Origin of the sequence: Vibrio fujianensis (assembly GCF_002749895.1) — a bacterium.
In the GTDB taxonomy this organism is placed as follows: domain Bacteria; phylum Pseudomonadota; class Gammaproteobacteria; order Enterobacterales; family Vibrionaceae; genus Vibrio; species Vibrio fujianensis.
In genome coordinates, this window is the sequence record NZ_NBUS01000054.1 from 50,797 (window position 1) to 65,758 (window position 14,962).

9 protein-coding genes are annotated in these 14,962 nt (G+C 42.7%); 4 read left to right on the forward strand and 5 right to left on the reverse strand.

From position 1 onward, the window contains the following. Positions 1 to 804, reverse strand: an 804-nt coding sequence (locus B7C60_RS19330; protein WP_342747990.1) for an oligopeptide:H+ symporter, incomplete at its 3' end; no start/stop codon positions are given. Between the two features lie 379 nt (positions 805 to 1,183). Between B7C60_RS19330 and rfaH the strand changes: the two genes are divergently transcribed. Further along, positions 1,184 to 1,690, forward strand: a complete 507-nt coding sequence (gene rfaH, locus B7C60_RS13410; protein WP_099612102.1) for a transcription/translation regulatory transformer protein RfaH — start codon at positions 1,184 to 1,186, stop codon at positions 1,688 to 1,690. 229 nt (positions 1,691 to 1,919) lie between these two features. On the opposite strand, the gene asnB is transcribed toward rfaH, so the two are convergent. The 4 genes from asnB to nagA all read right to left on the reverse strand — a co-directional run bounded on the left by asnB (position 1,920) and on the right by nagA (position 7,825). Next, complete coding sequence (gene asnB / locus B7C60_RS13415; protein ID WP_099612103.1) at positions 1,920 to 3,584, reverse strand: asparagine synthase B; 1,665 nt, start codon at positions 3,582 to 3,584, stop codon at positions 1,920 to 1,922. A gap of 217 nt (positions 3,585 to 3,801) precedes the next feature. After that, positions 3,802 to 5,388: a cation:proton antiporter family protein gene (locus tag B7C60_RS13420; RefSeq protein ID WP_099612104.1), complete on the reverse strand. Its 1,587-nt coding sequence runs from the start codon at positions 5,386 to 5,388 to the stop codon at positions 3,802 to 3,804. Positions 5,389 to 5,471: 83 nt separating this feature from the next. Then, positions 5,472 to 6,686: a DNA-binding transcriptional regulator NagC gene (gene nagC, locus B7C60_RS13425; protein ID WP_099612105.1), complete on the reverse strand. Its 1,215-nt coding sequence runs from the start codon at positions 6,684 to 6,686 to the stop codon at positions 5,472 to 5,474. A gap of 2 nt (positions 6,687 to 6,688) precedes the next feature. Further along, positions 6,689 to 7,825 carry an N-acetylglucosamine-6-phosphate deacetylase gene (gene nagA, locus B7C60_RS13430; RefSeq protein WP_099612106.1) on the reverse strand — a complete coding sequence of 379 codons (1,137 nt, stop codon included), beginning with the start codon at positions 7,823 to 7,825 and terminating at the stop codon, positions 6,689 to 6,691. A gap of 474 nt (positions 7,826 to 8,299) precedes the next feature. On the opposite strand from nagA, the gene nagE reads away from it, so the two are divergent. The 3 genes from nagE to B7C60_RS13445 all read left to right on the forward strand — a co-directional run. Continuing rightward, positions 8,300 to 9,781 carry an N-acetylglucosamine-specific PTS transporter subunit IIBC gene (gene nagE / locus B7C60_RS13435; protein WP_099612107.1) on the forward strand — a complete coding sequence of 494 codons (1,482 nt, stop codon included), beginning with the start codon at positions 8,300 to 8,302 and terminating at the stop codon, positions 9,779 to 9,781. 394 nt (positions 9,782 to 10,175) lie between these two features. Next, a complete protein-coding gene (glnS, locus tag B7C60_RS13440) occupies positions 10,176 to 11,846 on the forward strand; it encodes a glutamine--tRNA ligase (protein ID WP_099612108.1) in 1,671 nt (556 codons plus the stop codon). 283 nt (positions 11,847 to 12,129) lie between these two features. Continuing rightward, on the forward strand, positions 12,130 to 14,962 hold a 2,833-nt coding region (locus B7C60_RS13445; protein WP_245869442.1), incomplete at its 3' end, for a FimV/HubP family polar landmark protein.

Here is a 14,962-nt window from a genome sequence, read left to right on the forward strand (position 1 = left end):
CAAGTTTTGTAATAAATAACTACAGAAAAAACTCATCATTATGGAACCGATGACCACCAAGCTTAAGCGCGTTTTATTCACCGATTGGAGATCAGCGGGTGAACCGACGTTTTTAAGCATCTTTTGACACAGAATAAAGTTAACAACGGTAATCGCTAAACCGATCGCACTGACGCCAAAAGCCATCCCATAACCGGCTCGTTCAGCAACCATCGGAGTTAGAATCATAGAGAAGAAAGAACCGAGGTTAATTGCCATGTAATACATGGTAAAGGCACCATCCAATCGAGGATCGTTATCGTCATATACTTTGGCAAGTAGGCTTGATGGATTGGCTTTAAATAGCCCGTTTCCGACCGTAATAAATCCCATCGCGATATAGATGAGCGTTTCCCCACCTAGGTGCGCTTTTGTCGTTGAAAGCCCTAAAAGTAGGTAGCCAAACATGAGAATAATTGCGCCTAAAGTGATCGCGCGTTTGGTGCCAATAATTTTATCACCAATCCAACCTCCGGCTGCGACAAAGCCGAAAACCAATGCAGAAAAAGCACCGAATAATACGAAAGAGTTGGATTCATTCATGCCTAAGATTTTAACCATGTAGACGGTTAAAATTGCTTGCATACCATAGAAGCCAAAACGCTCCCAAAGCTCAATAGAAAAAATCAGATAGAACGGTTTTGGTTGCTTGAATATATTCAAGTCGGATGACATATGGGGCTTCCTGTTGTGATTGCTCAATAACTTGCGGATGATTCTCTTACGCGATAAAGGAAAGAAATGGACTGCAAGGAGAGAGGTTATTCATGTATTATTTATTTTTATCCTGAACTCGATCTGAACCTGTCGTATAACAATTTAGTATCAGTGAGTTATCAGTGTGAACAATGAACCAATACGTATACCGCTAAGTTTATATGTCTGCAATATGCAGATTTGCTGGATTTTAGCTCTATTTTTCTTATCTTTATGAAATAAATAATTTTTTAAGGTGATTTTGATTGCGTCAAGAGAGCGAAAACTAACATTTCATATTTGATCGTATTTTTAGAATGGATAGTGGGGTTATTGATTGATTCATGTGATGGCGACCGGTACTGCCTGGAAAATTTACCATTTTTGATTGTGTTGTGTTCTGATGAGAAGGTTTAGGTAAACAAAACTAAAATAGGTTGGCTAGAAAATGAAATGCTGGTACTTGGTTTATTGTAAGCGAGGCGAACAAACAAGAGCAAAGGCTCATCTTGAGAATCAAGGCGTTGAGTGCTATTACCCACAAATTAAGGTGGAAAAAATTATTCGAAATAAAAGAAAAATCGTGATTGAGCCGTTATTTCCCTCATATGTTTTTGTGTGCTTTGATTATGAGCAAGGGCCGACCTTTACCACAGTTCGTTCAACTCGAGGTGTGGTTGATTTTATTCGTTTTGGCCCTGAACCTAAAGCGCTACCCAATGAATTGGTTCACGAGCTGAAGCAACTGGATCATTTAGCAAAAGAGTATTGCAAACAAGAAATGCCTTCTGCCGGACAAGCGATAGAAGTAAAAAGCGGGCAATTTTGTGGAATGAAAGCGATATATCAAGAGCCTGATGGCGATACCCGTTCTATTATGCTGGTAAAAATGATTAACCAACCGGTTATGATGAGTATTGATAATAAGCATCTAGCGCTTAAATATCCTCAATAGTTAAGCGCTATCGGCTATACCCTTCCTACTTGAAGCTGCCGGGGGGAGTACACTCGTTCACCCCAATCACATAGCTTGCCTATACTCATGGGGATGATGAGAGCCATCCGTGGCTCTCATCAAAGGCCAGCCTACGGCTGTTCAAATTTGTTCCAGACAAATTTATCGCCTCACTTGCTGCCGATTATAAGCCGTTTGGACATCGCGCCTTTATGGCTGGCTTGGTAATTCAGTAAGCTTCGTTATGAACGGCTTTGACGGCTCGACCTGATGGGTCAATGCAGTTTTTAAATGACTCGTCCCATTCAACGGCTTTTGCAGATGAACAGGCTACAGAAGGCCCTCCTGGCACACAACGAGCTGCGGACTCCAAAGGAAATAACTCTTCAAAAATCTCCCGATAAACATACCCTTCTTTTGTGGTTGGTGTGTTGTAGGGGAAACGGAATTTTGCGGTTGCCATTTGCTGATCGCTAATTTTTGCCTCTGCCGTTGCTTTTAAGGTATCAATCCAGTTATAGCCAACCCCATCTGAGAACTGTTCTTTCTGACGCCAAGCGATAGAATCAGGAAGATAGTGTTGGAAACATTCTCGTAAAATATGTTTTTCCATTTTACCGTTGCCACACATTTTATCTGCTGGGTTGAGCCTCATGGCGACATCAATAAACTCTTTATCTAAGAAGGGGACTCGTCCTTCGACCCCCCAAGCCGCTAGAGATTTATTAGCTCGTGCGCAATCAAATAAGTTGAGTGCTAATAACTTACGAACCGTTTCCTCGTGAAACTCTTGAGCATTCGGCGCTTTATGGAAGTAAAGGTAGCCGCCGAAAATTTCATCAGCACCTTCACCAGAAAGTACCATTTTAATTCCCATTGCTTTGATTTTACGACCTAGTAAAAACATCGGTGTTGAAGCTCGGATGGTCGTTACATCATAGGTTTCAATGTGATAAATCACATCGCGAATGGCATCAAGGCCTTCTTGAATGGTGTAAGTCATCTCGTGGTGAACTGTACCAATTTTTTCAGCAACTTCACGTGCTGCTTTTAAGTCGGGAGCACCTTCTAAGCCAATGGCAAAGGAGTGAAGTTGTGGCCACCAAGCTTCAGATTGTTCATCGTCTTCAATGCGCATGGCGGCAAAGCGTTTAGCAATAGCAGAGGTGATCGATGAGTCGAGCCCTCCTGATAGTAACACCCCATAAGGCACATCCGTCATTAATTGACGTTTAACCGCCGCTTCTAAAGCTTGAGTGAGTTCTTCTTTATTACTGATATTGTCTTGTACTGAGCGGTATTCATTCCAGTCTCGAACGTAATAACGGTGAGGTTCAGGCTCAGTCGAGCTAAAATAGCAACCAGGAGGAAATTCACTAATAGATTTACACACAGGGACTAATGCTTTCATTTCAGAAGCGACATAGTAGTTTCCATGTTCGTCATGGCCTTGGTAAAGTGGAATGATTCCAATATGATCTCGGCCAATAAGGAAGACATCTTTTTCTTGGTCATACAAAGCAAAGGCAAAAATACCATTCAGCTCCTCTAATAGCTCAGCACCTTTATCTTGGTACAAGGCAAGGATAACTTCACAGTCAGAGTCAGTTTGAAAATCGTAGGTATCTTGGTAGCGAGCGCGAATTTCTTTGTGGTTATAAATTTCACCGTTAACCGCTAAAATAAGATTGCGATCTGGGCTATAAATGGGTTGAGCTCCACTATTGAGCCCGACAATCGCTAAACGTTCATGAGCAAGAATCGCTCGCTCTGATGCGTAAATTCCTGACCAATCAGGGCCGCGGTGACGAAGTTTTTTAGACATTTCTAATGCGACTGAGCGTAATGCACTGGCATCGCTTTTAATATCTAAAATACCAAAGATTGAACACATACAACTTCCTTAAATGAAACACGTTTTAAGCAGATGAGTACAATTTGCCACTTTGGTTAAAAAAGGCAACCAATCTTTGATTGAAAATTTAAATTATAGCCAATGTGATGGATAATATTTAATATTTTTATTGTTTTATTAAATATATTCTACTTTGTGGCGAAGTGGTGTGCATCTGGCTAACGAGATCCATCTCGTTAGCCGTAAATTAAGGCCATTAATGGCGAGTCAATGTCGGTTGTAAATGTTCGCATACGTGGCGAGCAAAGCCAGTTCCAGCCTCACTATAGATATTAAAAGCCGCATGCGCACCTTCTTGAAGTAAGATGTCCATTTGATCTGAGTACTCGGCGATCGCGGCAATTTGTCCAGTAAACTGACGTTTATTTAATTCAGCGAGCGCAATTTGATTGGCTTGATGGTGGGGCATGGCTAAAAGTATGAGTTTCACCTTGCCTGTATGTAAAATACGCGCCCAAAAATCAGGATCAGTCGCATCACCACTAATGACATTCCGTCCTTCATTTTGATGTTGTTTTGCCGCCTCTTCACGTAGCTCAACCCCTAAGCAGATATCACCATAACGTGAATAAAACTCATCATACGCGCCAGTTCCGATCCTTCCCATGCCAAGAATGATGACTTGAGCCTCACCAGGATTAATTACCGAATCTCTTAGATTCAGCGTTTCCGGTTGAGGATCGCTAAACCATGATGATGAGTGTTGATATACCTCATTCCCTTTACGGCTCAGTGGTGCAGCAATGAGAAACGAAAGTGATACAGCGATAGCCAAAGCAACCAGGATATCTCCTGGTAACCAGCCCAGTTTAAAGGCTAAACCGCCAACAATCAGACCAAACTCACTAAAGTTAAAAAGCGAGAGCGAAGTAAGCAGTGAGGTACGAACCCGAAAATGAAATTGATTGAGAACCCAAAAGTATAGTGCTCCTTTTAATGGAAGCAGGATCATGAGCAATAAAGCCAATAACAAGCCGGTTAACGTTGGTTTTTCTGCCAGGCCTATATTTAAGAAAAAACAGACTAGGAATAATTCTTTGAGATTAAAAAGCGCTTTAGATAGCTCAGAGGCTTTACTGTGCTTGGCAAGTAACATGCCTAGGATTAACGCCCCTAGATCCGGTTTCATACCAACGAGTTGAAAGCCGCCTGCACCGATCACTAAAGCAAGAAAAATACCCAATAGAACCAAAAGCTCACCATGCCCGGCGTTATCGAGTAGACGGAATAACAAGGGTCGTAATAGTGGTAGGGCAAACAAGCTAATGGCATACCACTCTGGTAACTTACCTGTTGATGCAGTCAAAAAGATAACAGCAAAAATATCCTGCATGACTAAAATACCAATAGCGAGGGTGCCATAGGTTGAGTTCATTTCTCCCTTTTCTTGCAAAGACTTGACAGCAAAAACGGTACTAGAAAAAGAGAGGGCAAAACCAAGCAATAATAAACTCGTAAAAGGGAGTTCACTAAGGCTGGTCAGCCCAAGATATTTAAAGCCGATTAGCGCGAGGGTAAATATGCTGGTTGCGAGAACATTATGAATTGTTGCACCAGCCCAAATTTCTTTTTCAAGCAAAGACTTAATATCGAGCTTTAACCCGATGGTGAATAGCATCAGGGTGACCCCGAGGTCTGCTAATGTCGCTAACGTTTCGTTTGACTCGAAACCATAGAGATTCAGGCCAAAACCTGCAATAAGGAAACCAACGAGAGGAGGAAGATGACACTTTTGTGCAATATAACCAACGATGAAAGCGGCACTGATAAACACTAAATCCATGAGATTTCTTTATAGGTTGGGTAATAAAAAGGCTGTATTGCTTGAAATCAATACAGCCCCAACATTATAGAACACTTTGCTTATCAGTCTTCAAGTAATTTTTGTAGCAAGACCCCGTTTAGCATCGCGCGTTTTATTGTAGCAAAAGCACCAATGGTCGGGTGCTTATCCATTTGTGAGGCAACGATAGGAAGATGTTGATGGAATTTCTTGAGAGATTGGTTTTCCACATTGCGTAAGATGGCTGGAAAGATAATATCTTGGGCTGCGGTGATTTTTCCCGCGACGACTATCTTTTGTGGGTTAAATAAATTAATGGTGATCGCGATGGCTTTTCCTAACTGATTTCCGACTTGTACCAAAGCTTGTTTGGCTAACTCGTCACCTTGTAGGGCATGTTGACAAATATCATCAATGGTGATTTCTCCAAGTGAGGATAAGCTTGATTCATAACCTTGAACTAAACGCTTTTTTACTCGTTCGATGATGGCTGGATTGGTCGCAACCGTTTCTAAACAGCCAAAATTACCGCATTGACACCGTTCACCCAATGGATCGATCTGAATATGGCCTATTTCGCCTACATTTCGGTTAGAGCCTAAGAACACCTGCCCGTTTACAATGATCCCAGCACCGGTACCGCGGTGAACACTGACTAAGATCGAGTCTTGACAGTCTTTGCTGGCTCCAAAATAATGCTCTGCCAATGCCATGCCTCGGACATCATTACCGATAAAACATTCCACATTAAAATGTTCACGCACAATGTCGCCCAATGCTAGCGCATCAATCTCAATATTGGGCATATATTCCACTACTCCGAGTTCAGGGTTGACTAGCCCGGGCAGTGAAATACCAATAGCAATTAATTGGTTTATTTGATCTTTTTGTTGTGAGATGAACGCCTTAATGTGGTTAATTAACCCTTCTATCAACTGCGGTTGATGAGCGTAATGAAAATCATGGGCCGAGGAGACTAGTTCTTCTCCTCCGAGGTTATACAAGCTGAGTTGAATATAATCTCGGCCAAGTCTAACCGCGATGGAGTGAAAAGGTGTGACCTCTGTTGTTAAAGAGATGGCGCGACGTCCACCAGTTGATGCTTGTTGAGCCACCTCTTTGATTAGGCCTCGTTCAAGGAGTTGGCGGGTTATTTTTGTCACACTTGCAGGCGCAAGTTGACTTACATCGGCAACTTGGATCCGTGAAATCGGGCCTTGTTGGTCGATTAAGCGGTAAACTGCTGCACTATTGAGCTGTTTAACTAGATCTACGTTACCTATTTGTCCGCCATTCATGATTATTTTTGCTCGTATTGTCCGTTAACTACCGTCGCTTTTACATTAAAATCTCGATCAAAAATGGTTAGATTCGCGATATAACCTTTCTTCACTCGACCTAATATTTTTTCCACTCCAATCGCCTTGGCTGGATACAAGGTTGCCATTTTGAGAGCTTCATCTAAAGCGATACCGACATGCTCAACCGAATTCTGAACCGCTTCTATCATCGTCAAGGCCGAGCCGCCAAGAGTGCCATTTTCATCGACACATTTGCCGTTGCGATAATATACTTTCTTACCGACAAAAATAAAGTAATCCATCTCTGCGCCTGCAGGAGCTGTGGCATCGGTCACTAATATGAGTTTCTCACCTTTAATTTTATGAGCAATTCGAATGTTAGCGTAATCAACATGGAACCCATCGGCAATCACACCCGTGTAGACTTCAGGCGTGTCATAAATTGCCCCAACAACACCGGGTTCACGCCCTGCCATTGGGGTCATGGCATTAAATAAATGCGTTGCAAACGTAATGCCGGCATCAAATCCTTTGCGTGCTTCCAAGTAAGTTGCATTGGTATGGCCGATAGAGACAACAATGCCCGCCGCGACCAGTTTTTCAATATGACGAGGATCATTATTTTCCGGTGCTAGTGTCACTTTAGTGACGACATCATTATTTTGACAGATAAAATCAATCATCTCGTCGTCAGCTTGACGAATGTAATCAACGCAATGAATGCCTTTTTTCATTACATTCAAATAAGGGCCTTCTAGATGAAGTCCTAATGATTGATGTGGATATTGGTTTTGATATTCACGCTGCGCCTGAATGGCTTGACGCATATTTTCATCTGAGGAGGTTATCAAGGTGGGAAGAAAGCTAGTACAGCCTGATTTTAAGTTTGCTTGGTGCATGGTATGAATGGTGTTTGCACTAATCTGATCGTTAAACATCACACCACCACACCCGTTGAGTTGCAAGTCGATAAACCCAGGGCTGAGATTCGCCCCTTGTAGATCGATGATGTGAACGTCTTGCGGTAATTGAGTCAGAGGGCAAACAGTTTGAATTCGGTCGCCATCTATAATGACAGCGTGTTGAGAAAGCACATCGCTGCCAGTATATATTTTACAGTTGGTTAGTGCGTACATAATCAGCTAATCCTTATCTGTTGAATAGGGTCAATCAGTTGGGCGACACGAATTCAGCTTTTCAGTGCCTCATCGGCTGAGTTTGCTGACTTCAAGTAAGTCGCGAAATATCTTTATAGTCATCATACTCGGAACAAAAATGGATAAAATAAGTATGAAATACATTGCTATATAAGGTGCTAGGTCTAATGAGCAAGCATAAAACTTTAATCACCATACCTCTGGTATGGTTCCTTTTTACTCGATAACTGCGGTTATCATAGCGTCAAAGTTATGTTTTTTTATATGGTAAAATAAGTTTTATGATCTCGCTAGCAAAATCCTTCACTTCCCCTTTTTTCTGGTGATTATGATCACAATTGATGAGGTTTTAATTTGCGGAGCAAAATTAATAACATAAACTGAATATGACTAAATTGGGTGACTAAAATAAGTCTCCAATTTTATACCAAAATCCTATAGGGGGACATTAAGGTGAACATTCTTGGTTATTTTCAAAAAGTAGGTAAGGCCCTAATGGTGCCGGTTGCTACTTTACCCGCAGCCGCGATTTTAATGGGGCTCGGATATATGATCGACCCAAATGGTTGGGGAGCAAACTCTGCATTGGCCGGTTTTTTGATCAAAGCGGGTGCGTCGATTATTGATAACATGTCGTGGCTATTTGCTGTTGGTGTTGCATACGGTATGTCCAAAGATAAAGATGGGGCAGCGGCTCTTGCCGGATTAGTGTGTATGTATGTCGTGACTACACTATTATCACCGGGAGCGGTTGCTCAGATTCAAGGCATTGATCTATCAGAAGTACCGGCGGCATTTGGCAAAATTCAAAACCAATTTGTCGGTATCTTGGTGGGTATTATTTCTGCTGAAATCTATAATCGCTATTCTAGCGTTGAGTTGCATAAAGCATTATCCTTTTTCTCAGGTAAACGTTTAGTACCGATTTTGACTTCTTTTATCGGCATTATTTTATCTTTTGTATTGATGTATATCTGGCCAACAGTCTATGGCGGTTTGGTTAATTTTGGTGAATCTATTCAAGGGCTTGGTGCGACTGGAGCGGGTATTTATGCCTTCTTTAACCGTTTACTGATTCCTGTTGGGTTGCACCACGCATTAAATTCCGTATTCTGGTTTGATGTTGCTGGAATTAACGATATTCCTAACTTCTTGGGGGGGGCTAAATCTATCGCCGAAGGTGTTGCTACACCAGGCATTACTGGGATGTATCAGGCTGGTTTCTTCCCAATTATGATGTTTGGTTTACCTGGTGCTGCGTTAGCCATTTACCATACGTCCACGGCTAAAAACAAAGAGAAAGTAGCAGGTATTATGCTCGCTGCGGGCTTTGCTTCATTCTTTACCGGGGTGACTGAACCGCTAGAGTTTTCTTTCATGTTCCTAGCGCCGGTCTTGTATGTTTTACATGCACTTTTAACGGGGATTTCGGTCTTTATCGCAGCATCAATGCAGTGGATTGCAGGTTTCGGTTTCTCAGCCGGTGCTGTCGATATGTTCTTATCTTCACGTAACCCGCTTGCGATCCAATGGTATATGCTCATTGTCCAAGGTTTAGTGTTCTTCGTTATTTACTACGTCGTGTTCCGTACCGTAATTGTGAAATTTGGTCTGAAAACTCCGGGCCGTGAAGATGATGACGAGTCAGCTACGGTGACAAAAGGTTCACAAGAAACCTCTGAGCTAGCGAAACAGTACTTAGAAGTTTTAGGTGGGCATAGTAACTTGTCGAATATTGATGCATGCATTACTCGTTTACGCTTAACTGTGAATGATATGTCTATCATTGATGAAAAAGCGTTGAAAGATCTCGGTGCAATGGGCGTTGTGAAACTAGGGGCGAACAACTTACAGGTTATCCTTGGTCCATTGGCTGAAATTATTGCAGGTCAAATGAAAAATATTCAATCTAATGATAATCACGAGTTGAAATAAGTAGAGGGGTTTCCTTTATTACCAAGCAAAGGCCTTCGCGTTATGCGAAGGCCTTTGCATAACACGTGAATATTTAAAAAACAAAATGTTGTTCCTTTTTACTTGAATCCGTAGCGGTGCCAGTGACTTTATTGAGGCTTACTCATGTCTCGCTTACTGGCTAGGCCAAGCGGTTTGTGGAGCGTAGTTTGCTTCATTCCTTGGATTGTTGAGATAAATTCCACCTTTTGAACGCACTGATTTAGCAATTATTCTGAGTAAAACCGTAGTTTCTATTGTGAATTGAACTGGAATTGTGGATCATTAGTGGTAATCCGTCTGCGCTACTGGGCTTTCTTGCCTGATGATGCAGAATATTTTTCTGACAATACTAATAAATTTTGAGGTGCTATAGATGAGTGAAGCTGAGGCTCGTCCATCGAACTTCATTCGCCAAATCATTGATAAAGATTTAGCGGATGGTAAACACACTAGCGTGCATACTCGTTTCCCGCCAGAGCCGAATGGTTATTTGCATATTGGACACGCGAAGTCAATCTGTTTGAATTTTGGTATTGCTCAAGATTATCAGGGCCAGTGCAACCTACGTTTTGATGACACCAACCCTGAAAAAGAAGATCTCGAATACGTTGAATCGATCAAGAAAGATGTCAATTGGCTCGGTTTTGAGTGGTCAGGTGACGTTTGTTATTCCTCTGACTATTTTGATCAACTGTATCAATATGCTATTGAGCTGATCAATAAAGGGTTAGCTTACGTTGAAGAGCTTACTCCAGATCAGATCCGTGAATACCGTGGTACGTTGACCGCGCCAGGCAAAAACAGTCCTTATCGTGATCGTCCCGTGGAAGAGAACTTAGCGCTATTTGAAAAAATGCGTGCGGGAGAGTTTGAAGAAGGCACAGTGTGTTTACGTGCAAAAATTGATATGTCATCTTCTTTTATGGTGATGCGGGATCCCGTTTTATACCGTGTTCGTTTTGCTGAGCATCATCAAACGGGCAATAAGTGGTGTATTTATCCTATGTATGATTTTACGCACTGTATTTCAGATGCGTTAGAAGGCATTACTCATTCATTATGTACTTTAGAGTTCCAAGATAACCGTCGTTTATATGATTGGGTGCTCGACAATATTACCATTGATTGCCATCCTCGCCAGTACGAGTTTAGCCGTTTGAATCTAGAATACACGGTCATGTCTAAGCGTAAACTCAATCAGCTGGTGGCAGAGAAATTAGTGGAAGGATGGGATGACCCGCGTATGCCTACCATTTCTGGTTTACGTCGCCGCGGTTTTACTCCAGCCTCGATTCGTGAGTTTTGTAAGCGAATTGGTGTGACTAAACAAGACAATATGATTGAATTTAGTGCACTTGAATCTTGTATTCGTGATGACCTCAACGAACATGCCCCTCGTGCTATGGCGGTGCTTGACCCGGTCAAAGTCATTATTGAAAACTTTACTGCTGATCGCGTAGAAGTATTGCAATTAGCAAACCATCCGAATAAGCCTGAAATGGGCGAGCGTGAGGTTCCTTTTACGCGCGAAGTGTGGATTGAACGTGACGATTTTCGTGAAGAAGCTAACAAAAAATATAAGCGCTTAGTTTTGGGTAAAGAAGTTCGTTTACGTGGCGCTTATATCATTAAAGCTGAGCGTATAGAAAAAGATCAACAAGGTAACATCACTGCGATTTATTGTACTTATGATCCTGATACGTTAGGGAAAAACCCAGCCGACGGACGTAAAGTCAAAGGGGTTATTCACTGGGTATCGGCCGATAAAGGATTACCGGCAGAGTTCCGTTTATATGACCGTTTGTTTACCGTGCCTAATCCGGCTGCGGCTGATAACTTTGCTGAAACCATTAACCCGGATTCACTGGTGAAGTTACAAGGATTTATCGAGCCTAGTCTCGCGAATGCTGAGCCAGAGTTTGGTTATCAATTTGAGCGTATGGGGTATTTCTGCGCGGACAGTAAAGTATCAAAACCTGATGCATTGGTTTTCAACCGTACGGTGGGTTTGCGTGATACTTGGGCGAAAATTGAGCACGAATAATTAACTTGTTAGTTGTTTCTTTGGTCAATAAAAGCCAGCCCGGTCAGGTTGGCTTTTATTTTAAGGGATGAACGAATAGCACGAACGTTGCATGAGAACTGATTTAAGTCGCCTTTATTGAGAGTGAAAATCAAAATCAGCGTATAATTTGTGTGAGATTCCTGCGATTATTGTGGGTAAGGCACACTTTTTAGCTCTTAGCCTATAGTTTTACCCGATTAATCCGATATATTTAACAGATCGTTGTATTCATTTTATTTTAAAGCATCTAGCTGAGCCTTTTATGTGTCAATTTTTTAAGCGATTACTGTTACCTTTGGTAATGGTCGCCGTGACTCAGACTTCTATCGTTAGTGCAGAAGGGATTCGTCTGATCGGTCCCAGCGGTGAGGTTCAATCAGCACCACAGTTTAGTCGTGAGATTGTGCGAAGCACCGCTCCACAGGCTGAACCATCACAATTTTTCGGCCCAACGTCTGAGCAAGAAACATTATGGTCAATTGCCTCTCAATTAAGACCATCTGCTGACGTATCCGTACAACAAACCTTGTTGGCTATTTACCGGTTAAATCCTCAAGCTTTCGAAGCACAAAATATTCATAGCTTATTACCGGGAAGTACTTTACGCATCCCTTCATTAGAACAGGTTCGTAAAGCGTCAACACAAGAAGCCGTAAGGATTATGGAGGCACATCAAGCGCGCCTCTCATCAACAGTAGAGCCTTCCAGTCCCACCGCTCGAGTTGAGTCTCCGGCCATTGAATCGCCGGTAGTTGAAGCCCCCGTTGCTGAGACGGCTTTGCCTGATAACGTGAAAGCTCCCGAAGAGCCAGCAACGCAAACACCTAGTGCCCCTGCGGTTGAAGCAACAACCGATGGGGCTATTGCGCAAGCAGAGTTACTTGCATTAGAAGAGAAAAATCACAGGTTAAGACTGTTAATTGCACAAATGCAGTCTGAAGTGGCTGATTTAAAGCAGGAACTAGGCGATGAAACCCGTATTCGTTCGGAAGTTGAACGAATTTTACAAGAAGAGCGAATAAAAAAAGAAGAAGCCGAACGGATTGGCCCATCAACGTTTGATCAGTTATTAGCTAACAATTGGTTTGTCGCGTCACTTGCCTTGATACCAGGGTTGCTGATTGCTTTGCTGATTGTCATGCTAATGAGACGTCGCTCAAGCTCTAGCGATAACCAGATACAACCAACACCGATTCGAGAACCAGAACCTAGCCAAACCATGACGCCAATTCCGGCTGAGGATGCTGAAATCGATGAGTTATCTGATGAACTTCTGTTAGATGATGATCTGTTTGGGGATACGGAAAGTAGTGAAGCTCTATTCACCGAAGAGGATGAAAATAAAGAAGAAGATATTTTCGCCGACCTTGATGAAAGCGATTTAGACTTCAACTTAGAAAGTGAAGAAGGAGACGATCCCTTTGCTAGTATTGATGATGACGGAGACTTAGATCCTAATTTTACCGATATTGTTGATAAAGACAGCGATGATGCAGAACAAGCGAACGAACAATCGGTTGATTTGGATGAAGAAATATCACAACAAGATCAAACAGAATTGGAACTTTCTGATGAGCCAGCATTATCTCAAGACGATATGGATGCGCTTCTTGCGAGTGATGAGTTGGCGAGTGATACCATCGATCAGTCTTTACTTGATGATTTACTGGCTGGCGAGGACGATATTGACGATGCCGAACTTGATTTTGATAGTCTATTAGAGAATGACGCTTCGACAGATTCTGAGCTGCCTACATTAGATGATGTTGAGGTTACTTCAGACCAAGAGATTGAAGATTTACTCAATCAGGTTGAATCGCAAGCTACAGATAGTTCTGTCCCAGATGCTGTTGATGCCCCTTCGGATCGAGCGCAATCGAACGAGGATTTAGCTGATGATGTGCCGTTTGACTCAAACAGTACTGATTTATTAGATGAGTGGTTAGATGATGAGTCTGATGATGAAAAGCTGTCTGATGAAGATCTTGATAGTACCGTTGATCAGTTATTAGATGAATTATTGGGCGAAGAGCCTGATGATCAAGGTAATGAATTTGATCGTGAAAGTCCGACATTATTGGATGAGTGGATTGATGAGGTCGATGCGACATCAACCGGTGAAGAGTTTGATCTTGAAAAAGACGCTTTGAGCGATAAATCGATTGATGATGGTACCGAGTTTCTTGATGAGCTTCGCGAGATTGAACAACAATCAGATAACAGTACCGCATTTGATAGTGAACATTTTATCGATGATTTGCTAAAGAGTGCTCCTGAACAAGACCCTTTACTGGATGAAGTTGATTTAACCAGCGAACCTTCTGAACCAGAATCAGAATCAGAATCTGAGGATGAGTTTGATTTTAATCCTCAAATTGAAGGAAGTGAAACGGCCTTATCGAGTAACGTAGAACCGGCTGCTAATGAATTTGGTATACCTCAAGATGATGATTGGCTGGTTGAGGATGAGATTGATCCAGTTACTGAAATCGAACCAGCTGCTCAAGAGACTGATAGCGATGCCGAGCATGAATTAGCGCCAGAATCTGCCACGTTAGATGAGCCAACAGCAGCCAGTGAAGCCACAACGCCAGACGAAACAACGTCAGACCAGACAACGGCAGACCAAACCACAGAAAGTCAAATAGCCGAAAGTGAGCTAGCGGAGCAAGCCGCAGAGCCAGACGCTGAGGTTGAGCCCGAATCCGAACCGTTGGTTTTGGATGACAACGAGTTACCAGAGTACAGCGAAGCGGACGCTTTGGCTGATAGCGATGCCGAGCATGAATTAGCGCCAGAATCTGCCGCGTTAGATGAGCCAACAGCAGCCAGTGAAGCCACAACGCCAGAGGAAACAACGTCAGACCAGACAACGGCAGACCAAACCACAGAAAGCGAAATAGTCGAAAGTGAGCTGGCCGAGCAAGCCGCAGAGCCAGACGCTGAGGTTGAGCCCGAATCCGAACCGTTGGTTTTGGATGACAACGAGTTACCAGAGTACAGCGAAGCGGACGCTTTGGCTGATAGCGATGCCGAGCATGAATTAGCGCCAGAATCTGCCGCGTTAGATGAGCCAACAGCAGCCAGTGAAGCCA

Bases quoted from the DNA above. Each gene is read 5' to 3' on its own strand.
- nagA (WP_099612106.1), bottom strand. From the start codon at position 7,825: ATGTACGCACTAACCAACTGTAAAATATATACTGGCAGCGATGTGCTT.
- glnS (WP_099612108.1), top strand. From the start codon at position 10,176: ATGAGTGAAGCTGAGGCTCGTCCATCGAACTTCATTCGCCAAATCATT.
- B7C60_RS13420 (WP_099612104.1), bottom strand. From the start codon at position 5,388: ATGGATTTAGTGTTTATCAGTGCCGCTTTCATCGTTGGTTATATTGCA.
- nagC (WP_099612105.1), bottom strand. From the start codon at position 6,686: ATGAATGGCGGACAAATAGGTAACGTAGATCTAGTTAAACAGCTCAAT.
- asnB (WP_099612103.1), bottom strand. From the start codon at position 3,584: ATGTGTTCAATCTTTGGTATTTTAGATATTAAAAGCGATGCCAGTGCA.
- rfaH (WP_099612102.1), top strand. From the start codon at position 1,184: ATGAAATGCTGGTACTTGGTTTATTGTAAGCGAGGCGAACAAACAAGA.